The organism is Undibacterium sp. 5I1, from assembly GCF_034314085.1.
In the GTDB taxonomy this organism is placed as follows: domain Bacteria; phylum Pseudomonadota; class Gammaproteobacteria; order Burkholderiales; family Burkholderiaceae_D; genus Undibacterium.
Genome location: NZ_JAVIWI010000001.1, coordinates 2385363 through 2408354 on the forward strand (window position 1 = coordinate 2385363; position 22992 = coordinate 2408354).

General features: G+C 48.5%; 17 protein-coding genes. 10 read left to right on the forward strand and 7 right to left on the reverse strand.

Translation table 11 applies throughout. From position 1 onward, the window contains the following. Window positions 1-24 precede the first annotated feature (24 nt). On the forward strand, window positions 25-933 hold the full coding sequence (locus tag RGU72_RS10575; RefSeq protein WP_322119683.1) for an EF-hand domain-containing protein: 909 nt from the start codon (window positions 25-27) through the stop codon (window positions 931-933). 87 nt (window positions 934-1020) lie between these two features. On the opposite strand, the gene pyrF is transcribed toward RGU72_RS10575, so the two are convergent. Beyond that, window positions 1021-1842: an orotidine-5'-phosphate decarboxylase gene (gene pyrF, locus RGU72_RS10580; RefSeq protein ID WP_322119684.1), complete on the reverse strand. Its 822-nt coding sequence runs from the start codon at window positions 1840-1842 to the stop codon at window positions 1021-1023. Between the two features lie 200 nt (window positions 1843-2042). Here pyrF and RGU72_RS10585 point away from each other — a divergent pair, with 200 nt between their 5' ends. From RGU72_RS10585 to RGU72_RS10595, 3 genes are all read left to right on the forward strand, one after another. Next, window positions 2043-2528 (forward strand): MarR family transcriptional regulator, encoded by a 486-nt coding sequence (locus RGU72_RS10585; protein ID WP_322119685.1) that lies wholly within the window; start codon window positions 2043-2045, stop codon window positions 2526-2528. A gap of 304 nt (window positions 2529-2832) precedes the next feature. After that, window positions 2833-3252, forward strand: coding sequence for an organic hydroperoxide resistance protein (locus tag RGU72_RS10590; RefSeq protein WP_322119686.1), 420 nt, complete (start codon window positions 2833-2835; stop codon window positions 3250-3252). 160 nt (window positions 3253-3412) lie between these two features. After that, window positions 3413-4402, forward strand: coding sequence for an ornithine cyclodeaminase family protein (locus tag RGU72_RS10595; RefSeq protein ID WP_322119687.1), 990 nt, complete (start codon window positions 3413-3415; stop codon window positions 4400-4402). Window positions 4403-4605: 203 nt separating this feature from the next. Here the strand turns inward: RGU72_RS10595 and RGU72_RS10600 are convergent, their stop codons facing one another. From RGU72_RS10600 to RGU72_RS10610, 3 genes are all read right to left on the reverse strand, one after another. Continuing rightward, a complete protein-coding gene (locus RGU72_RS10600; RefSeq protein ID WP_322119688.1) occupies window positions 4606-4806 on the reverse strand; it encodes a hypothetical protein in 201 nt (66 codons plus the stop codon). A 121-nt stretch (window positions 4807-4927) separates the two neighbouring features. Then, a complete protein-coding gene (locus RGU72_RS10605) occupies window positions 4928-6328 on the reverse strand; it encodes a DUF1501 domain-containing protein (protein WP_322119689.1) in 1401 nt (466 codons plus the stop codon). 27 nt (window positions 6329-6355) lie between these two features. Next, window positions 6356-8161, reverse strand: coding sequence for a DUF1800 domain-containing protein (locus RGU72_RS10610; protein ID WP_322119690.1), 1806 nt, complete (start codon window positions 8159-8161; stop codon window positions 6356-6358). Between the two features lie 473 nt (window positions 8162-8634). Between RGU72_RS10610 and RGU72_RS10615 the strand changes: the two genes are divergently transcribed. The 6 genes from RGU72_RS10615 to RGU72_RS10640 all read left to right on the forward strand — a co-directional run bounded on the left by RGU72_RS10615 (window position 8635) and on the right by RGU72_RS10640 (window position 19172). Next, entirely contained in the window at window positions 8635-9093 is a 459-nt protein-coding gene (locus RGU72_RS10615) for a (2Fe-2S)-binding protein (protein ID WP_322119691.1), read from the forward strand. 14 nt (window positions 9094-9107) lie between these two features. Further along, window positions 9108-11372, forward strand: a complete 2265-nt coding sequence (locus RGU72_RS10620) for a xanthine dehydrogenase family protein molybdopterin-binding subunit (RefSeq protein WP_322119692.1) — start codon at window positions 9108-9110, stop codon at window positions 11370-11372. Between the two features lie 445 nt (window positions 11373-11817). After that, complete coding sequence (gene groES, locus RGU72_RS10625; protein WP_322119693.1) at window positions 11818-12108, forward strand: co-chaperone GroES; 291 nt, start codon at window positions 11818-11820, stop codon at window positions 12106-12108. 83 nt (window positions 12109-12191) lie between these two features. Beyond that, window positions 12192-13841, forward strand: a complete 1650-nt coding sequence (groL, locus tag RGU72_RS10630; protein WP_322119694.1) for a chaperonin GroEL — start codon at window positions 12192-12194, stop codon at window positions 13839-13841. 552 nt (window positions 13842-14393) lie between these two features. Beyond that, complete coding sequence (locus RGU72_RS10635) at window positions 14394-16625, forward strand: carotenoid biosynthesis protein (protein ID WP_322119695.1); 2232 nt, start codon at window positions 14394-14396, stop codon at window positions 16623-16625. Between the two features lie 687 nt (window positions 16626-17312). Beyond that, on the forward strand, window positions 17313-19172 hold the full coding sequence (locus RGU72_RS10640) for a diguanylate cyclase (RefSeq protein WP_322119696.1): 1860 nt from the start codon (window positions 17313-17315) through the stop codon (window positions 19170-19172). A gap of 8 nt (window positions 19173-19180) precedes the next feature. Here RGU72_RS10640 and RGU72_RS10645 read toward each other — a convergent pair whose 3' ends face one another. The 3 genes from RGU72_RS10645 to RGU72_RS10655 are packed head-to-tail and all read right to left on the reverse strand — an operon-like array spanning window position 19181 to window position 22797. Continuing rightward, window positions 19181-19876: a tRNA-uridine aminocarboxypropyltransferase gene (locus RGU72_RS10645; protein WP_322119697.1), complete on the reverse strand. Its 696-nt coding sequence runs from the start codon at window positions 19874-19876 to the stop codon at window positions 19181-19183. 49 nt (window positions 19877-19925) lie between these two features. Then, the gene (locus RGU72_RS10650) at window positions 19926-20828 is read right to left on the reverse strand and encodes a TIGR01777 family oxidoreductase (protein WP_322119698.1); all 903 of its coding nucleotides are present in this window, start codon (window positions 20826-20828) and stop codon (window positions 19926-19928) included. 40 nt (window positions 20829-20868) lie between these two features. After that, window positions 20869-22797 carry a TonB family protein gene (locus RGU72_RS10655; protein ID WP_322119699.1) on the reverse strand — a complete coding sequence of 643 codons (1929 nt, stop codon included), beginning with the start codon at window positions 22795-22797 and terminating at the stop codon, window positions 20869-20871. Window positions 22798-22992: the final 195 nt, after the last annotated feature.

The following is a 22992-nucleotide window of genomic DNA, read 5'->3' on the forward strand; positions in this document are numbered from 1 at the left end:
CATCAATCAGAAGGGAGCGACATCATGAGTTCAATAGGAAGCATAGGCACTACCTCGGCCTATAATTATTCCAGCAATGTACAAAAACAAAAGCCAGACCCGACGCAGATTGCGGACGATGTTTTTAGTAAGCTTGATACCAATAATCAGGGCTATTTAAGCGAAGCTGATTTGCAGTCGGCTTTTAGCAAACTATCTTCCTCGTCCTCCGCCACTTCCGCTACGACCTCCTCCAATGCCACTACCGCTTCTGGCAGCAGCTCAAGCAGCACGACCGAGATTAGCGATCTTTTCAAAAAACTAGATAGTGACAGCGATGGTAAAGTCACTAAACAGGAATTCAGCTCTGGTTTGCAAAAACTCAGCGATGAACTAGAAAGCCAGTTCAACGCCCGCCGCACTTCTGGTGCAGGCACTAGCGATGTCAGCAATCAAGCCCCACCTCCACCAACAACCCAAAGCGCGGGCTCTGGTCAGGCTCAATCAGCTGATTCTGGCGAACAAAGCGGTGGTGGCGGTGGCGCTGCCAGTGCAACCGCCAGCAGCAGTGCGACAAAAACCTATGACCCGGCAGACACTAATGAAGATGGCACGGTTTCAACCAAAGAGAGTTTAGCCTATGCAGAGAAACTGTTAGCCGCCGCCGAGGCCAAGCTAAACGTAACATCTAGCTCAGCAACGTCGGGTACCAGCTCATCAGGTACCGCCAGCAGCACCAATGCCACGGGCGCTACTGGAATAGCGGCAACGTCGTCCAATGCAGCATCGTCCAGCACGGGATCAACCGGCACCACTTCCGACAGTAGCGGCAACGCCAGCACCAGCAGCGATGCCACCTTATTCAGAAAGGCATTGCAGTTATTGCAAGCCTACTCCGATCCTTTTCAGTCTGGCAATACCGGCTCTGGAAGTAGTATTTCTGTCAGTGCTTAGGCTGTAAGTCTGTTTTTAAGACCGATAAGCTGTAATGACAAAAGGGAGCCAGGCTCCCTTTTTAACTCTTCAATCAAACGCTTTTACTTAAATACGACAGGCATTAATCGCATCTCTGGTTTCCATCGCAACCCGTCTCGCAGCTCGGCTATAGTTTTCCTCGGCTTGCGGTTTGGCATACAAGATCGCTCGGGACGAATTGATCATCATCCCAGTCCCGCCAGCCGTTTTACCGGCGGCCACTGTCGCTGCAATATCGCCGCCTTGCGCACCGATCCCCGGCACTAGCAAAGGCATATCACCAATGATCTGACGTACTTGCGCCAGCTCCGCAGGAAAAGTTGCGCCGACGACCAAGGCGCATTGGCCGTTAGTATTCCATTTGTCGGCTACCAATTGGGCGACATGCTGATACAGCGGTTTGCCACCGACATCTAAGAACTGTAAATCCGATCCGCCTGCATTGGAGGTGCGGCACAAAACGATCGCGCCACGGTCTTTCCATTCCATGTAAGGCGCGACTGAATCAAAACCCATGTACGGATTGACTGTCACAGCATCGGCGTCATAGCGCTCAAATGCTTCACGCGCATATTGCTCGGCGGTTGCGCCGATATCGCCACGCTTAGCATCTAAAATAATCGGGATCGCCGGATAGGTTGTTTTGATATAGCGGCAAATAGCTTCTAACTGATCTTCTGCCCGCAAGGCAGCAAAATACGCAATTTGTGGCTTGAATGAACAGGCCAGATCCGCGGTCGCATCAATCATAGTTTTACAAAATGCAAAAATTGCATCTGGTTGCTGCGCGATCTCTGCGGGGAAGCGAGATACATCAGGGTCAAGCCCGACACACAACAAAGAATTATTTTTCGCCCACGCGGCGGAGAGTTTTTCGATGAACGTCACGATTTACCTTAATATGAAATAGTCTGCATTATAACGTGTGACATTATTAGGACTTACTCAAACCTGCCGCTGCATCGTGGCAACGCTAAAGTCTTTATTTGATAATCTGACCCGGAGCGCCGATAATTCATGCACACTTTATGCAATTTCTGGCAAGACGTGACATTCAGATCCACCATCATCAGCGTATTAATACAGCAATGAAAAATACCTCTAAAAATAGTTCTAAAGACAGTACTACTACTGAAGTCGATTTACTAGCGCTAGACAATCAATTTTGCTTCGCGCTGTATTCTGCGTCCCTGGCGATGACCAAGACGTATAAACCCTTGTTAGAAAAAATCGGCCTGACCTATCCGCAATACCTGGTCATGATCGTGCTGTGGGAGCATGACGGTATTCTAGTCAAAGATATAGGCGAGGCGCTATTCCTGGATTCCGGCACGTTAACGCCACTGTTAAAGAGGATGGAAGCCGCCGATCTGCTGCAGCGTACACGCGACGAGGTCGATGAACGCCAGGTCAGGATCACGCTAACTAAACAAGGTAAGCAACTAAAAAAAGCTGCCAAAGAAATCCCTCTGCAAATTATGTGCGCCAGTGGACAAACTAAAGAAACCTTAATCAATCTGCGGTCTCAGTTATCGCAAATCAGAGGTGATTTAACGGAGAGCAACTTAGGCTAACCGAGCAGTATTGTTCAACAAATATTACCCAAAAGAATTGCTTGAGATATTTGCATGGTCAGATTTTTAAATATGCTTTTTAAATACCGGTTTTAAATAAGTTTATTAAATATTTCTGTAAATTTAGATTGCGCACAATTTAATTGTGTACTATTATATTTTCACTGGCAGCGATAATGCCAAAACGACGTAGTTAGAATTTCAGAGTAAGTAGATCGAACATTAGTCGCAGCAACATTTATTTCAGCTTGATCAATTATTTATTTGGACTAAACTCATTAGTCCAATCCAACCGGAGAATCACATGCAAGTACTTTACACAGCAAACGCAACAGCAACTGGTGGTCGTGATGGCACAGCAGCTAGTAACGACAATCACCTCGCCGTTAAACTGAGCACACCTAAAGAACTAGGCGGTGCAGGCGGCGAAGGTACTAACCCGGAGCAAATGTTCGCTGCTGGTTATTCCGCTTGTTTTATTGGCGCAATGAAATTTGTCGCCGCTGCAACTAAAGTAGCATTGCCAGCGGATACATCCGTCAACGGCTTAGTCGGTATTGGCCCAAATGACAAAGGCGGTTTTGGTTTAGAAGTCGCATTAAATGTTTCCATCCCTGGCATGGATCGCGCAGCTGCAGAAGCCCTGGTTGCTAAGGCGCATGAAGTTTGCCCATATTCAAATGCAACCCGCGGCAATATTGATGTCAAAGTCACTGTGCTGTAAAAAGTAAGTTGGATCGAATTAAATGTCAGTTAAAGCCCGAGTCGTTCGGGCTTTTTTAATTGTCCGGTCTTTTTTATTACCTGTCTCCGATGTTGCTAGAATGAAGGATTACTGTCACAACCAAGGCGACTAAACCAATCGCCAAACAAGGCTGTCATCCATGTCCAATACCGAGTCCAATAAGATTCCCAGCACCATTCCCTACATCAACAAGCAAACTCTGCAGCAGACTTTGACTTATGCTGATCTGATACCTGCTTTAAAACTTGCATTTGCCAGCAACATCATTGCGCCAAAAAGGCATGTATATAGCTTGTCTGAACAGCCGGTTTCTACTTTGCTGTTGATGCCGGTATGGCAGCCACAAGGCACGACCGGTGTGAAGCTGGTAACAGTGGCTCCGCAAAATACCTTGTTGCCCTCTGTGCATGCGGTATTTATATTGTTTGATACCGTGAGTGGTGTGCCGCTGGCATTGATCGATGGTGAGGAGTTAACCTTACGGCGCACGGCAGCCGCATCTGCGCTGGCATCCAGCTATGCGTCACGTGTTGACAGCGAACATCTGTTGATGGTTGGTACCGGCAGCCTAACTCCTTACCTTGCCTGCGCCCATAGCCAAGTACGGGCAATCAAACAAATTACGGTCTGGGGCCGGTCGACAGATAAAGCGGCGCAAACCCTTAAGACCATTCAAGCACAGACAGAATTACCTGCGCATATCCGGCTTAGCATCGCCACCGATCTGGCAAGCGCTGTCAGTCAAGCAGATGTGATCAGTTGCGCCACCACCAGCACCACGCCGATTGTAATGGGTGAATGGGTCAAAGCCGGAACTCATATCGATCTGGTCGGCGGTTTTACTCCTGGCATGCGGGAGGTTGACGATCTGCTGATGTCCAAAGCAACTGTGTTTGTAGACACCTACGAAGGTGCGATCGCGGAAGCCGGCGACCTGACCCAAACTTTGAGCAACGGCAGCCTGCAACGCAGCGCCATCGTCGCCGAGCTGGCAGAGTTGGTCAGCCAGCAGCATGCAGGGCGCAGTGATGATCAGCAAATCACGGTATTTAAATCTGTGGGGACGGCGATAGAGGATTTATGCGGTGCTAATTTAGCCTGGCAAGTGCATCAGCGTGGTATCGAATAATTAGGAGCGAACTTTTGTCAGTGGTGACGACAAGTTGTGTCACTAAAAAATCTTACTTTTGGGAGCGCAGCGATCACTATTTTTCGCTGACAATCTACACATACTGGATATTAGTATATTTACATTGTCCATATAATCTATGGACAATAAGGCATATTTATAAAAAAATAAGGGGAGTATATTAAAATCTCCCCTTATCTTTATTACTCGCTCAATGCTTCTTTAGCCGCCTGCTCTGGCGTCAAACCATCAAAGAATAAATCAGTAAACCAATCGATCTCCTCTTCAATATGATCCTGTGCCTGACGCAAAGTCGCGCCGCCTTTGACCAGAAAACCTTCTACCTCAGTACACCATGCGATGAGGGCAGCGGTTTCTGGATCTATTTCTTCTTTCTTTGCCATTTGTCATCACCCTTGTAGTCAAAATAAAGCGTCCCTTTAAAACAGGAAGTCGCTAAGACAGGACTCTAGCATGATGTTATCCGCACTCATCAACTCATTCTTAAATTCAGTCCCTAGCCATCTACACAAATCCAAGATTACGTTTACTCGCATCAAAATTATGCAGGTTCGGCAATAGCGTCAGCAAGTCAGAATCCGACGCGCCCATCCACTTACCCAGCGTTGCCGCGTACTGGTCTACCGAGGTGCTTGGCAACAAGCGTCCTTGGCCTACATCGTCTGGCCCGTCGCTAGCAACAATCGGTGGTGTGCCATAAAAACTTTGGCCATTGACTGCGCCCCCCATCATAAAATGCATGCTGCCCCAACCATGATCTGAACCGTCGTTGTTGCCGCTTAATGTTCGCCCAAAATCAGACGCGGTGAAACTGGTGACATTGTTCGCCACACCTAATTCTTGGGTCGCTTTATAAAATGCCGACATCGCATCTGCCACACTGGTCAGCAAACCTGGGTGGATGTCGAGCAAACCGTCATGCGTATCAAAGCCCCCCATAGATACAAAAAACACTTGCCGTTTTGCGCCTAAACTACTGGCAGCAGAAATCATTTTTGCCACCATTTTGAGCTGATCACCCAAATTATTATTCGTCGGGAAAACCGTCGTTAAAGCCGGCGCACCCGCTAAGGCGCTAGTCAGAATTTGGTTGGCATCCATAGATCGTCTGGTCACCCGGTTGTATTCTGTCGCAAATAAATTGCTGCCCGTTTGTGTCATCAGTGTTTGCAGCGCAGTCGAGCATGCGGCTGATCCAAACAAGGGCTTGGTACTGGCATTTAAGGGGACAGAACCGCTGGTAGAAACCTGATATTGCACTGCTGTGTTACCCGACAAATAGACTGCGTTGCCAGATACGTTGACGCAAGTAAAAGTCGTATTGCCATTACTGGACTCAAACAAGTCACCCATGCGTCCGCCCCAGCCAGACACCGCACCTTCTGGCGCCGACGATTGCCATACCGATTGCTGATCATTATGTGAAAATAATTTAGGTGGCAATAACACCGATTTATTGGTGTATTGCAGCTTGGTCGTCGGTTGTACTAAGGTGCCGACGTTCAGCATCACGCCCATTTTCCCTGCATTAAAAATCGGTAGCAATGGTGCCAGCTCTGGTGCCAACGCATATTGCCGGCTCACGCCTGCGGTATCGACGGGGGCGACTTTCGGCACCAGAATTGTGGAGCTCAAACTGTCGCGGGCGTAACACAAGGTTGGGCGCAGTTGTTGATACAAAGAGTAGTTGGTGGTGTCATAAGGTATCAGCGTGTTGCCATAGTCATTGCCACCGTATAAAAAAATACAAACAGTCGCTTTGTAATCGGTCGCATTCGCTGCTGAGGCCTCTGCCATCGCGGCTAAATTAATCGCCCATGGCGTAGCGACACCAGCTAATGACAAGGCGCTGGCCTTTTTTAAAAATGCCCGGCGTGATGCATCCATCCGAATAATGTTTTTCATGATTTCCCTTTGCTTTTTTTAGATGGACTACTTTTGTACAATGAAATCTGGCGACGCCAGGATCATCGTCAGCGCTGCATAAATCCGGTTATACCGCACCGCGTCGCTACCGCTTGGCATGCCATTAATCGCATTGAGAATCAGGCTATATGTCGTGCTGCTCAACTGGCTGGCAACCAGAACCAAGTTCAATTCGTCCAGCAAGGATTGCGCGTTGTCAGCCAATGGTAATAAGCTGCTGTAATCGGCTTTTACATCGCCAATCCCGGTACTGACCGCACGCTGCATATAATTGACATAGCCGATGACGGTTGATTCATTCGTGATCTGAAACTCTGGTGCGACTAAGGATGCGCTGTCAAATCCCGTGTTAGGTGGGACGTAACCGGGGCGAAAAAAATTAAATACCGATGGCGAGCGCAAAGGACTTTGTCCTAATGCGGTGGCGGGATTTGTAGTGTCGCCAATTTGCCAGGCATTGGTTGCCGAGCTGGCATTAAATGCTCTGGCCCAGGCGGTAAAGCGCAAAATCGGCTCACGCAATTTTCCAAAGTTGGGATCGGTAATCCCGCCATCACTACGCGCCTCGGTATCTAGCAAAATTGCTTTGATGACTGCTTTTAAATTACCTTTGACACCGGTGCCGTCATTACTAAATGCGGTCGTAACACGTTGTATATACGCTGTACTTGGGTTGCTTGTAACTAAGCGCTGTATTAGCTGGCGGCTGATAAAGGGCGCAATATTGGGATGTGCGAAAATGCCATCCAAGGCCATTTGCAAACTATCGACTCCATTGGTACCTGCCGGGATAGTGATGCCCAAAAAATCTTTTTCACCCAGCTCGTGACGAGCGGGTATTTGTGTCATTGGCCGACGTAAAAAATCTGGCGTGGTGGTTTTCAACGCATCCAGATTAAAGTCCCAGCCTGTGAACACTCTTGCCAACCCGGTGATATCGCTCAGAACATAAGTTTCTTGCGAGACGCCGTTGACCTGCTGCACCGAACCATCTTGATTTAGCTTTAGCAAACCAATACTGAACAATTGCATTAATTCGCGTGCATAGTTTTCATCTGGCAGCGCACCGGTGGCCGGATTGTATTTAACGTTACCGCGAAAAGTCAGAAACTGTCCCATCGCAGCGCTGGTCGAAATTTGCTGTAACAAAGTACGATAATTACCAAACACATTGGTTTCTAATAAATCAAGATAGGCAGCCGCCGAAAAGGCGCGCCAGCCACCTCCGATCAAACCATCAATCGCCGCTACCGTGATTTCAGAAATAGCAAAGGTCAGGCGCTGTCGTAATGTATCGGGAGATGAAAGTAGCTTGGACCACGCAGCAGAATCAAAACCCGCTTCTGAGTTCTGATAAGTAGCGGCATTAAACCCCTTAGCTACCAGCCAATCAAACCGGGCAGTCGATGCAGGCAAGGCGAATTGTGCATCCAGCCAGCCAGAATAACCAAGTAGCTGTACCTGCGCTATTTGCGCTCTGTTCGCACCCATCGACGCCTGCACTAAAAAGCGCGCAGCCTGGGCGGCAGTAATGCCGACGGGTGGTGTGACCGGCGGCGTTACTGGAGGAGTAACAGGCGGAGTGACGGGCCCAGAACTCGTGCCAGCAGATGTTGCGACAGCATCTGAGCCACCGCCACCGCAAGCGCTTAGTGATAAGGCTGATAATGCTGACAATCCTGCAAGTACGCCATTAGCAAGAGTCGTACTAGATAAATTTATCCTGGCTTTATTATTATCGTCTGTTGACTGAGGAGGGTTGTTTGATGCGATCGGCGCGGATGTATCCGCCAAACTCGTGTTCTCTGACATGTACTGCCTCCGTTGCGATGGGCTGTTTTCTAAACGTTCTATTAGTTTCGATCTTGTTTTCACACATTGAAACAATAGATAACTTGAACCTAATTGCCTATTCGCACTTTGTAAGTAGATGTCACACCGTTTTTAGTAACTGCTAGACAAGCGCAAATGCACTCTCATCGGTGATTGCTTGATTATGTTAAGAAGAAATAACAAATATGCGATAAAACTCGTCAAGCCTGCTTACGGAAGTCTTCATTTGTTACAAATTAGCAGGAACGTTTTTGGGTCAGATCAGCACGAAGGCAAGTCCGTAAGTCACGTAGTATCAACTTTCTTAATATCATCAGCAAAGATTCCTAAACTAGCTCAAAATAAGCGTCGGTTCATCAACGACGTAGCCAGCCTTTTGTACTTGGCAGCGTGCCTTTTATCTGTCGCCTCCGTACAACTCCCCCGATATCAACCTAATGGAGAAGCAAGCCATGACCTCTCTCAATATCAATAACAAAGAACATACTCTCGATGCCGATCCCAGTACGCCGGTGTTGTGGGCCTTACGCGATTCGTTGGGTCTGACTGGTACCAAGTTTGGCTGCGGTCAGGCTTTGTGCGGCGCCTGCACCGTGCATATCAACGGGCAAGCTACGCGTTCTTGCGTCACGCCGATTTCTGCCGTGGCAGGACAAAAGATCACGACGATCGAAGCCATGTCCGGCGACAAAGTTGGCAAGGTAGTGCAAGACGCCTGGGTCAAGCACGACGTAGCGCAGTGTGGCTACTGCCAAAGCGGACAGATCATGAGCGCGACGGCGCTTCTGAAGTCGAATAAAAAACCGAGCGATGCCGATATTGATGCCGCAATGGCGGGCAATATCTGCCGTTGCGGAACCTATGTCCGTATCCGCGCTGCAATCCATGATGCAGCCACCCACCTTGCCTGAACCAGGAGACGATCATGCATTTTGATATCAGTAATGAATTACCAAAACAATTGCAAGCTATGTTCGAGCAAGAGTCCGGCGCAAACAATGCGATCAGCGCACACGCTGATCTGCCACGTCGCCGCTTTTTAAAAGTTGCCACGATCAGTGGTTTTGCTCTCGGCGTCTATCCGCTCATCGGCAACGCACAAAACAGCCAAGATCCGGCTGCAGCGAAAGCCAGCGGACTGAAAGCAATCGAACAACCAGCGGCGTTTGTCCGGATTGATAAAGATGGTACGACTACGATCACCATCAATCGGCTCGATTTTGGACAAGGTGTGCAGACTGGTTTACCGCTGATACTGGCAGAAGAGCTGGATGCCGACTGGAGCAAAGTCAAGAGTGTGCATGGCGATAGCAACCCCGCTTATGTTGATCCTGTGTTTGGGATTCATTTAACGGGCGGCTCCAGTTCGATCAAAAATTCTTACACACAGTACCGCGAACTAGGCGCGCGGACACGCGCCATGCTGGTCGCTGCAGCAGCGAAGCAATGGAATGTAGATGCCAGCAGTTTAAAAACACAAAACGGCATCGTGATCGGTCCGGGCGGTAAAAAGCTAAGTTACGGTGAACTGGCAGAAGCAGCAATGAGCCAGCCTGTACCAGAAAATGTGACGCTCAAAGATCCGAAGAATTTTCGCCTGATCGGTAAACCTACAGGTCGCCTCGATGCCAGAGCGAAGTCGACCGGTTCGCAACAATACGGGATCGACACCCATCTGCCCGGCATGTTGACAGCGGTGGTTGCCCGTCCTCCAGTATTCGGCGCCAAAATTGCCAGTGTTGACGATACCGCCGCCAAAGCAATGCGCGGCGTGAAGGCCGTTATCCGCATCCCGGTTGATCGCGGCGGCGAAGGTATTGCCGTGATTGCCGATGGCTACTGGTCTGCCAAGCAAGCCCGTGACGCGCTCAAAATCCAATGGGATAACTCAGCTGTTGAAAAAGCAGATAGTGCGCAATTATTGGTGAGCTACAAAGAGCTGTCGAAACAAACTGGTAAGCTGAAATTTAACGACGATATTTCAAGTATGGCGGCAGCGCCTATGAAGATCGATGCTGAATTCGTCTTCCCATTTTTAGCACACACGCCGATGGAGCCACTCAATTGCACCGTCGCGATCAATTGTGATAAAGCGGAACTATGGGTAGGAACACAAATGCCAGGCATAGACGGTCTTGCAGCGTCAAAAGTCTTGGGAATCCCACCGCAAAACCTCAAGGTCAATGTACAAATGGCAGGTGGTGGATTTGGTCGCCGCGCCGTGCCAACCAGCGATTTTGTGGCGGAAGCATGCACAGTTGCCAAAGCCGCCAAGACCGCAGGATTGACCGCGCCGGTTCGCACGTTGTGGAGTCGTGAAGATGATGTCAAAGGCGGTTACTACCGGCCTATGCATGTGCATCGGGCACAAATCGGTTTTGATGCCAAGGGTAAAATCGCCGGTTGGGATCATGTGGTCGTAGGACAATCGATTCTGGCAGGCACACCGTTTGAAGCCATGATGGTCAAAGACGGGATTGACTCCACCGCACTGGAAGGGATGAAAGAGCCATACGAAATTCCTATGCGTCTGTCAGTACATCATCCCAAAGTCAATGTGCCGGTATTGTGGTGGCGCAGCGTCGGCTCTACTCATACCGCTTTCGTGATGGAGACCTTGCTCGACGAGATTGCAACAATGACCAAGCAAGATCCGGTCGCTTATCGTTTAAGCCTGATCGGCGATCAGCATCCGCGTCATAAAGCCGCCTTACAATTAGCCGTCGCTCAGTCGGGCTATGGTAAAAAAACCTTAGCCAAAGGCCATGCCTGGGGCGTTGCCGTGCATGAATCCTTCCAGACGGTCGTGGCCTATGTCGTAGAAGCCTCGGTTAAAGATGGCACACCAACACTACATAGCGTCACAGCAGGCATCCATTGCAATCTTGCCGTTAATCCTAAGAGTATCGAAGCTCAGGTCCAAGGCGGTGCATTGATGGGTTTATCGATGTGCTTGCCGGGTGCGGCGATCACTCTAAAAGATGGCGTGGTGGAACAAAGTAATTTCGGTGATTATGTCGTACCACGAATTACAGAAATGCCAAAAGTCAGCGTCCATATCGTACCAAGTGCAGATGCGCCGACCGGTATGGGGGAACCTGGATTGCCTCCGCTGGCGCCGGCTTTTGCAAATGCGATTGCTAAAGCGACTGGCAAACGCTTACGCGAATTGCCGTTTAAATTAGCGTAATCATCCTGCGGTAATCACAGCATAAATATAATCGGGGTAGCGTAATCGAATAGATTCGCTATCCCGATTTTTTTCATCGTTGTCGATTTTCTTTTTGCACCATGTAGAGTCGCGCTAAACGGATATTTTTGATGACTTTTTGATTCCAAATCAAAATTAAAAGAAAATTCAACATAACTTCATCATCGATAAGCATCTGATTATTAAAGTATTTTTAATATTTCACCTCAATCAGCCTTGAAATAGGTGTCTTCCGCCCATATAATTAGCACTCGTCGGGAGAGAGTGCTAACAATCTCTGGCCTGTACTTATTTTTGTAGCAACTATTATTTAAATATCATCTTTGTCCGTGAGACACCGGCAACGTTGCAGAGCATCGCAGCACAGTGTCTTACATTATTTTGTAAAACCATTGCTATTTTTAGCTAATCACAAGGAGTTTGTATGAACCTTCGTCCCCTGCACGACCGCATTATCGTCAAGCGTCTGGATCAAGAAACAAAAACAGCATCTGGCATCGTATTGCCTGACGCGGCGGCTGAAAAACCAGATCAAGGTGAAGTTTTGGCGGTTGGTAACGGCAAACAACTCGACGACGGCAAAGTACGTCCATTAGAAGTCAAAGTGGGCGACCGCGTCCTGTTTGGCAAATATTCTGGTCAAGCAGTTAAAGTTGACGGCAATGAAGTTCTGGTAATGCGCGAAGAAGACGTTTTCGCAGTCGTTCAGAAGTAATTCATTTTTTGTGATTCAGTCTGTTATTTACGATGTAATGCAGGCTGAAAACAATATTCCATTCAAGATTCTGGAGATTTAACATGGCAGCTAAACAAGTAATTTTCGGCGATGATGCACGCGCTAAGATCGTCAATGGCGTTAACATCCTCGCTAACGCAGTTAAAGTAACACTGGGCCCTAAAGGTCGTAACGTTGTCCTGGAACGCTCTTTCGGCGCACCTACAGTGACTAAAGATGGTGTTTCAGTCGCTAAAGAAATCGAACTCAAAGACAGATTAGAAAACATGGGCGCGCAGCTCGTGAAAGAAGTTGCTTCACGCACTTCTGACAACGCTGGTGACGGTACAACAACAGCAACTGTATTGGCACAAGCGATTGTTCGCGAAGGTTTCAAATACGTCGCTGCTGGTTTCAACCCAACTGATCTGAAGCGCGGTATCGACAAAGCGGTTACAGCCATCGTTGCTGAAATCAAAGTGTTGTCCAAGCCAACTACAACCAACAAAGAAATCGCTCAAGTTGGTTCGATCTCTGCTAACTCCGATGCAAACATCGGCGACATCATTGCAAAAGCAATGGACAAAGTCGGCAAAGAAGGCGTGATCACTGTTGAAGATGGCAAATCTTTGGACAATGAGCTGGACATCGTTGAAGGTATGCAGTTTGACCGTGGCTACCTGTCACCGTACTTCATCAACAACCCAGAAAAACAATCCGTGATTCTGGAAAATCCGTTCATCCTGTTGTTCGACAAAAAAATCTCGAACATCCGCGATCTGCTCCCGATCTTGGAACAAGTCGCTAAATCCGGTCGTCCATTGCTGATCATCGCAGAAGACGTCGATGGCGAAGCATTGGCCACTCTGGTTGTCAACAACATCCGTGGCATCCTGAAAACTGCTGCAGTTAAAGCGCCAGGTTTTGGTGATCGTCGTAAAGCGATGTTGGAAGATATTGCTATCCTGACTGGCGGCCAAGTGATTGCCGAAGAAGTTGGTCTGACATTAGAAAAAGCGACTTTGGCTGATCTGGGTCAAGCTAAACGTATCGAAATCGGCAAAGAAAACACCACCGTGATTGATGGTGCTGGTCAAGCTGTTGGTATCGAAGCACGTGTAAAACAAATCCGCGCGCAAATCGAAGAAGCAACTTCTGACTACGACCGTGAAAAACTGCAAGAACGCGTTGCCAAGTTGGCAGGCGGCGTTGCTGTGATCAAGGTTGGCGCTGCAACTGAAGTTGAAATGAAAGAGAAAAAAGCCCGCGTTGAAGATGCTCTGCACGCGACTCGCGCAGCGGTAGAAGAAGGCGTTGTTCCTGGCGGTGGTGTTGCTCTGTTGCGCGCACGTCAAGCTGCTGGCGTCATCAAAGGTGACAATCCAGATCAAGAAGCCGGTATCAAACTGGTGTTGAAAGCGATCGAAGCGCCATTGCGTGAAATCGTTGCTAACGCCGGTGGCGAGCCAAGCGTTGTTGTCAACGCCATCATCAACGGCACAGGTAACTTCGGTTTCAACGCTGCTAACGATACTTATGGCGACATGATTGAAATGGGTATTCTGGATCCAGCAAAAGTAACACGCTCTGCTTTGCAAAATGCAGCGTCTGTTGCTGGCCTGATCTTGACAACTGATGCTTTGGTTGCCGAATTACCAGATGACAAATCTGGCGGCATGGGCGGCGGCATGGGCGGTATGGGCGGCATGGGTGGTATGGACGGCATGATGTAATTCCGCAAGGAATAACATCGCTGAACGTGGCGTGCAATACGCCACATCAGTTAAGCAAAAGCTAAGCAAAAAAGCTTCACAGTGAAAACTGTGGAGCTTTTTTTATTTTGTAAGATTAACTGTGTACAGAGTTGGAGGATGGTACGAAGCCATACAACAGCAACCTAATAATAAATATACTCATAGTAGGTATATTTAAATTGTCCATATAATCATTGGACAATAAGCATATTTTTTATAAATTAATGGGGAGTATATTTATTTTAGGATATTCCATACCGTGCCAGGCAAATCGAAAGAGGATAAAACTATTTAGGCAAAACAACCCATCTATGTAAATACAACGTCAATCTGTTGAAAATAAATAATGTTCTTAGAGCAATATTCTTAACAGAGAAATTTATACTTGTACAACGTAAGATTTCTCTAATGCATTCTCATCCGTGTTCAGATGTAGGGCTTAAGCAAAGTTGCTAACCGAGTGACGCAAAAGCAGTTTGCTACAAGTCCTGACATTATTTCAATACCGACTTAAAAGACCATAAAGCCATCATGAAATTACTGTCAGCACATCTACCCGCTATTAGTTACTTTCTATTCGCAGGTTTTTTAATTGCTACCGCTTTACGCACCCACAACGACACTACGATTGCGATTGTTTGTAGCTCTGTTCTCATGTTTGCAATATGTTGGGCCAATGCCATCCATTTGCTTGGTGGCAAAGCAGCACTCAAGTTTGTCGCGATTGCCCTAAGTTTTGGCTGGTTTGCCGAGCAAATGGGGGCATCACATGGCTGGTTTTTTGGTAGCTACACCTACACCGAGGTGCTGGGCTGGCGCTTAGGTGATGTGCCGATGGTGATCCCGCTAATGTGGTTTGCGCTAACCTACTCTTGCTATGTGATCAGCAACCTGATTGTCTGGCGTACACCGCTGGACACTTCCTCCGCTTCCGGCAATATATTGTTCATGTCGTTTTTAGCAGCGATGCTGGTGACTGCATTTGATCTGGGCGCAGACCCGTATATGGTATTCGTACTCAAAGCCTGGATCATGACCAAAACTGATGGCTGGTGGTTTGGCGAAACCATTCAGGGATTTTTTGGCTGGGTCTTTGTATCGTCGATGATTTTACTGACCTTCCGCCTGTCCACCCGGGATGCGATTAAAAAACCCGGTGTGGCGTTTAGCAAACAAGAGGCACTGTTGCCGATGGGTTTATACGCCAGTGGGATGATCTTCCAGTTATTGCTAGGCTACCCTGTAGAAATCCGTAGCATGACCGTGTTTGTAATGGGCATACCTTTGCTGTGCGCCTTTGCTGGCTGGTGGCAATGGACGATAGAACCAGTGCCGCCGTCGGAAAGTAAAGTCAGCGATGAAGAATTAGACCAAGCCCAATATCAGGCTGACCCCTTAGCAGACAATACCATTGCCGCGATTCTCGGCCCTTGGGATGTGGCCACAGAAATCGATTTTTTGCGGGTACATGCCATGCACTGGCAAAAAATTGGCATCATCAATCAACAATTTGAGCAATGGCAATCCAACGCCGCCATCTATCACTGGACACCTGCCAACCCAGCCACGCCTGCCGATATCAGCGCCAACTTACAAAGCTATCTGCACGAAGGGCGTGCGCTACCACCATGGGCAGATCTGGCGCAAATACATCGTGCCGAGACCTTGTTTATCGACTACGGCATGTTGTCGTGCTCTTTGCTTTTTTGCTCTAGCCTACCGCAATGCTATGTCATACCCGACCTGTCGGCGGTGTTGCATATCGCAGGACAATTAGAGAAACACACTGAGTACCGGGTACGCTCCACTGCGGCGATGATCTTCCCTGTCATGTTGGCGGGTGGGTTGACCAAACCAGACGGCAGCGGCGTCGCACAGATCCTTAAAGTACGCCTGATTCACGCCACCATACGTAACTTGATTTTGCATGGCAATCCCGCCGATCTGGTGCTGGCGTTGGGCAATCATCAAAATCAAAATGATGCCGGCGTCATACCGCCACTAGCCGCGGGCGCATTGCCAGAGACCTCCAACAATATGTACCAGGCACTGTTCTCGCATGGCTGGAAGTTAGGCGAAGACGGTCTGCCTTGTAATCAGGAAGAGTTGGCTTACACCCTGCTCACCTTTGGTTATGTATTTTTGCGTAGCCTGCGCACACTGGGCTTAGGATTAGCTCAAGAAGACGAGCTGGCCTATTTGCATACATGGAATGTGGTAGGCCATATTTTAGGGATTCGACGCGAATTAATGGCTGAGACTATGGAACAAGCCGAAGCCCTGTTCAATCAGATGCAAGCCCGTGGTCGCGCAGATCCGATTGACCCCGATCCTCGCCCCGGCCTTGGTATGGCATTGATGAATACGATGGAAGCAATCATCCCTATCCGCTTGATTAAACCTTTTCCGGTGTTAATGACACGCTATTTATGCGGCACCAGAACAGCAAAAGATATTGGTATTGATGGCCGGGTGTCTTTGCTGTCGCGCATGGTGTTTAGTTTGGGTATGTTACTGATCAGGATGACCGATACCGTGGTGCGGCTGTTATTGCCAGAGTTCTCAATCTCACGCTTGATTACTCGCCTGCTGGGCAAGCAATTGATGAGCAAAATTCTGATGGATCAGACTCGTCCTTTAAAACTGCCTGAGCATCTTTTATATTCGGTAAATTCAACGATGGCAGACTGGCAAACCGACCCCAAAGCACCTGCATGGATGAACGCTTTAGAAGCGCGTTTGAGTCAACCCGCAACTAAGTAAGACACTAAGGTAGATACTAAGGCAGAAGATCAGCCAGAAACTAAGCCTGCAAATAAGCTTGCAACAACAGATGCCGTCGACAAAGATCAGCTCCCTTCCACAGCAAGTTAAGTCAGGCTTTGCATAAACAGAGGGGCAATTCTAGGGAGACACGAAGAGGGTAAAAAAAAGGGAATGCAGAACAATGCAAGTCTGGGCGAGATGGGCGAAATCAAGTAGCTAGATTTCGCCCATTCCCATATGCTAACAGTAGTAATTATTTATATACTCCCACGATTTTTTATGAAAAATACCTTATAGTCCAATGATTGTATGGGCAGTATAAATATACTCACCCAAAGTATCTATTTTATGCGCAACTTGTACCCATGTTCATTGAGCCATCCCGGACAAGCTTGCGGCAGCGATTTTATTTAATAGAGACCCAGCGGCAAGCAATGGAATAGACTTATTTTATCGACAATATATTTGGGATGGCGAGTAGTTCACACGGCAGTATTCGCCGCGATGTTGGAAAAAATGCTGCTTGACAGAAAAACCTCAGCGACACGATACTCTTAATTTGGTTTTTCGCTGAACTGACGTACTTGTTCTCACAGGCTTTTTTGCCGCATCCATCTGCAACTCATGACAAGTAAATTGCATAGATTTGCTAAGTCCTTATTGCCTAAGCACCGGCATCCTCCCATGCACCAATTTCAGGTGCTGCGACACTGTATTTCATTCATTTTGCTTGCTGCACTCAGCTTGGGCTATGTTGGTGACGATGCCAATATAAGTTCAGCAGGCGCAACAAATTCCGCGTTTGCACAGAGTCCGGCAAGTACTTCAGGCAAACTCGGAAAAGCCATTAGCAATCAGCAAACAACCCAGCAAACAGCACCGCTACTGCTAATCGATAGCACCCCACTGATCCATGCTTGGTCTGCAATCACCTTCTTGCCAGATGCCAGCGGCAAACTGAGTCTGAATGACGTCATCGCGCTCAGCAATCAGTTCACCATCCCTCTGACAGCAACGGATACCCTGGGCTTGCGCAAAGATGTAGTTTGGTTACGCCTGCCCTTAACTGTTGCCGCCAATGGTGATGGCTTATGGGCTTTAGACATTGACTATCCAGTTCTGAACAAAATTGATGTCTATCTGATGCAAGGCCAAGATATGGTGCAACATCGGCTGCTAGGAAATATGCAACCCTATTCCCAACGCCCGATCACCAGCCGCTCTCACGCCTCCGGTTTACGGCTAAAACCAGGCTTGGACTACGTGATGTTTATGCGGGTAGAAACGATAGGTCCGATGATCTTGCCGATCACCCTGAGCAAGCCCTCCACCTTCCATGCACGCGCGATGGACGAGCAAATGCTGCAAGGCATTTTGACTGGTATCGCACTTTGTCTGTTGCTCTATAGTGTTGCTCAATGGTTTAGTCTGCACGAGTATCTGTTTATTAAATACGCGCTGCTGATCTCAGGCAGCTTACTATTTTCGTTACTGCAATTTGGTGTGGGCGCGCAGTACGTCTGGACCGACAATGTCTGGATGGAACTCCATGCAGGCGGCCTGTCTGCATTGATCGCTGCCTGTGGATCGTTTCTATTTATCGAGCAGGCTTTACAGAGTAAAGATCGCTATCGGCACTTTGGTTTTTTAATGAAAACAGGCGCGTGCCTGACCGTCTTTTTTGCCGTGCTTTACACGTTTGATCTGATCAATATTTACACGGTCACAGCCATCATCAGCACTTTAGGCTTAGCGCCCGCTGTACTTGGCATACCGGGCGCAATCACCCGTGCCCGCAGAGGCGATAAAGTCGGGATGTATTTCTTAAGCGGCTGGGCGGTTTATTTCATCACCACCGCGATCCTCATCGGGGTTATTCAAGGACAAATTCCGGCTAACTTTTGGACCATGCACTCATTCCAGTTTGGCGCAACTTTTGACATGTTGATTTTTATGCGCGTACTTGGCTTACGTACCAAAGCGATCCATATGGAAGCCCAAAACGTGAGTAAAGAACGTGACACCATGCATTCGTTAGCACATACCGATCCATTAACAGGACTACCTAACCGACGTGGCTTAAATACCAGCCTGGGCAACCTATTGCCACAAGCATCCGCAGAAAAAATTCTCGCCGTATATATGCTCGATCTGGATGGCTTTAAACAAGTCAATGATCAATACGGTCACGACATTGGCGATGAACTACTAATCGCTGTCGCCAAACGCTTGCAAGCTAATTTGCGCACCTCAGATCTTGTCTCACGACTCGGTGGGGATGAATTTGTGGTCATGTCGAGTGGGCTCAATAACGTACAGCAAGCAAACGATCTGGGACTTAAATTGCTGGATGCTTTTGACAGCCCGTTTGTCTTAAGTGAGCAAACTTGCAGCGTCGGCTTAACCATAGGCTACGCGCTGGCACCACAAGATGGGCATGACCCGATCAGCTTACTCAAACGTGCCGATGCCGCGATGTATGCCGGCAAGCAAGGCGGCAAATATTGTGTGCGCAGAGGTGAGGCGTCAGAGGGATTAAATTAGCTAAAAACTTAAATCAAAACAGCATCGAAATCAGAATAGTGCGATGTCTTAAGCGCTTCTTGCTGCCCTACAAATCCATCAAATGCATCGAGCAAAGGCTGGTACTTTTCCGATGTACTCTCCAACATCATCAATGCATAACAAGTCGCTTCCAAACTAGAAAGCTGATCCGGCTTATGTGCTTTGCGAATCCGGTATAACGACGTTGCCGTGTCCCGCAAAGGGAGACGAGGCAATGTTTGCAGCAGCGGATTAAGGTACAACATTTTTCGACTTTTACGCCAGGTGCCATCCAGCACGATCAAACGTATTTTGTCAGGCTGCGCCAATAATCTAACATCAAAAACAGGCGCAGGCATCACACCTATTCCCTGATCTTGCGGCGTTTCCGGGTACAGCAATATGCTATTTTTTCCGGGTACATCCAGTAAGGATTTAAGCAAAGATTCTTCAAATTTCTCACCGATACAAATTTGACTTCCGGTCAAACTTAAATGTAGCAAGCGTGCGCTACCTTTTGTATTTTTTACCTCTAGCGGATGCTGAAAAATCACGACCTCAACTTGCGGATTAATAGCGATAATCCAATGGCAAATACAAGTGCTTTGCGGACGCAGACAACGCGTACAACTGCTACGCTTTGCAGTATGGGTTGTACCCTGCTGGATACTTAACCCCGTACCAGATTTAGTCGCTACATTCATTTTATTTTTATCAAATTTTTGACTATTTTCAAATACACTTTTTTACCGCTCAACCCTCAGTCACCAAGGCTTGTAATGCATGATCTAAGCTTGGATAGTTAAACGTAAACCCAAGTGCTTGCAACTTTTTTGGCACGACATGCTGACCACCCAACAGCAGCAAGGACATCTCACCCATGGCGGCATTGAGCAACCATGCAGGCGCAGCAAAGATTGCCGGACGATGCAATACGCTGGCGAGCGTTTGTGTAAATTCGGCATTCCTCACTGCATTCGGAGCCACCATATTAAACGCGCCCTCAGCATCAGGATGGGCCAGCAAAAACAAAACAGCATCGACGTAATCGGCGATATGTATCCAGCTCATCCATTGCTGACCCTGCCCTAATCGTGTCGCAAAACCCAGCTTAAACGGCAGCAGCATTTTTTGCAGCATGCCGCCGCGCGCGTCGAACACCAGACCGGTACGCAACAGTATCGTTCTAATCCCCACCGCGCTGGCTTGATTGGCTTCATGCTCCCATGCACTACACAGCTGGGCACCAAAATCTTGAGCGAGCTCAGCCGTTTCATCAATGATACGATCGCCCGTATCGCCGTAATAACCAATCGCTGATCCGCTCAAAAACAGTGTCGGCTTTTGTGCGGCACGCTGCATGCAAGCGACCAACTCGCGGGTCAAGGCGACCCGGCTATCTAACAATAACTGCTTACGTTTTTCGGTCCAGCGCGCATCAATAATCGGCTCGCCGGCAAGATTGATGACAATATCAAAATGGATCGCCGGCAACCACTCCTGCAAAGACGCCATCGGCTTTACCGCAGCACCGCACAAACGCTGCACCTGTGCCGGGCGGCGACTTAATACAGTCAACTCATGCCCCGCTGCCAACAACGCTGGACATAAGCGCTGCCCGATTACACCGGTACCACCCGTGATCAAAATACGCATCGTGATTGCCTCTTCTATGGTTAGCTCTTATCTCGCAAAACTACCGCAATTCCTCAGTAATCCTTAGCGCCTCTTCAAAATTCCAGACCCGGCGTATTTCAATAGTGTCATATTTTTCTGCCACGTTGGCGGGGAAAGATGCATAGCGGGCGTTGACTCTGACGATGCGGCGCACTGCTTCGTCCAGGTCTGCACGACCACTAGAACTGATGAGGACGATGTCTTCTACGCTGCCGTCGCTGCGTATGATGACCGATACGACGGGGTAACCACGGGCTTTGTCTTTGGAAATTTGTGAATAATTAAGGCTACCGTTGCGCTCGATTTTTTGTCGCCAGCTTTCTACATACATACGTAATGGAACATCTTTGCTGTATTCACTACCGACTGCGCGGCGACGTGATTTGTCGTCGTCGCCAAAGATGGGGACTGGTGGCCGGCCACGTAACAGACCTAAGCCGCGTGATTGCTCCAGCGCTTTGTTGGCGAGATCGCTGCTGAATAAATTTTTAGGCAGGACGAAACCTTTTTCGCTGCCGTTACCATTGCGGTCGCCGTCTTTGATGCCGTTGCCTTCGCCTGATTTATCACCACTACGATCACCACTGTCTGCACGGCTGGCAATGCTTTCGCCGTGATTGTTGTTATTGCCGATCGCAGGCAAGGTACGCGGCTCAAATTTTGTGCTGGCCTGAGCGGTTAGAGCTTGTTTGCTTTCTTGTTCTCGCTGTGCGGTTTGCTGTGCGATGCGCTGTGCTTCTTGCCTGGCCGTCTGCTCGGCGGCTTGCTCGGCGGCTTGCTTGTTGGCTTGCACAATGGCCTGCTGTTGGGCTTGTAATTCTGCTACTTGCTTTTGCTGACGCTCTTGCTGAATCGCTTGTTCTCGTTGGCGCACTTGCTCCAGACGTGCTAGCTCTTGTTGGGTGCGTTTGGCTTCGTCCTGGCTTATTTTCTGTGCTACTTGCTGCGCTAATTGCTGGACGGCTTGCTGCTGTTCGATATTTTTTTGTTCAATTTTCTTTAGTTCGGCTTGCTTAAGCTCGGCTAATTTTTGCTCTTCTAACTTGGATGCTATCTCTGCCGCCCCGCTGACATCCGCTTGTTTACGATTGTCTTCTTGTAGTTTTTGGATCGCCACATTTTGCGGAGTCTGGACTGCAAGCTGTGCTTCTGATTGCAAGCGCGCCTGCTCTTCTTTCAATTGCTTTTGTTGCCGGATTTGTTGCTTGGCTAGCTGTGTCCGCTTGGTCTCTTCTGCCAACTTTGCTAACTCGGCCGCCTCTGCCCGCGCTGCGGCTTGTTGTATCGCTGGGTCTGGCTGCTCAGATACACTAGCTACACTGGCGACATCCAGCATAGGATCAGGTGCGATGGGGGCGACAGATTTAGTAATTTTTTGCCGGGACTCTGGATCGGGCTTGTGCTCCGGGTCTTCTGGGCTGGGGAGCGGCACGACAAAGCTGTCATCCCGCATCTCATTTTGGGCAATAACACGTACCGGATCTTCTGGCGATTGTTCCTGCTCAGCTTTAGGCATCACCGGAATAGCGCGTGCTACGATTTTTTTGGGGCCATTTTTTGCTTTGGCCTCGGCTAACGCTGGCTTGGATGATGTGGGCACTGGTGCTGCTGGCGTTGCAACCGCAGTCGCTATCAAACGTATGCCAGTCTCTGCTGCCAAGGCTACCGGCGGTGTTGACACAGGTGGCTGTGGCACCTGCAACGGCGGGATTGCGGCGCTGGTATTAAGTTCTGGATTTGCAATCTGGATCGTCAATTCTGATTCAGTTGCAAGGGCAAAATTATTTTGCTCCGGCGCTGCCGCTCCTGGAGAACCCAGACCGGGCACGCCAAACTGTACACACAATATCAATGCATGAATCAATAGAGAAATCATCACGCCAGCAATCAACCGTTTTTTGACGGGATCAGGCTTGGGGGTTTCGCGCTGTCGAGTGACTAAATTCATGCGGTTTTGGGCGGTGGTTTCAAATAAGCAGTTCGCATTATCGCATGGCAATTTTGCTGCATCCTATCCCATTTTTACATGATTATTTTTTGTACAGTTTTATGAAAAACGACGAGTTAATAGTGACGGAAATGATCCGGGGTTACCTTTGAGCCATCTTCACTAGCGAGCGTTGATCTCAGATGACGGAGAATG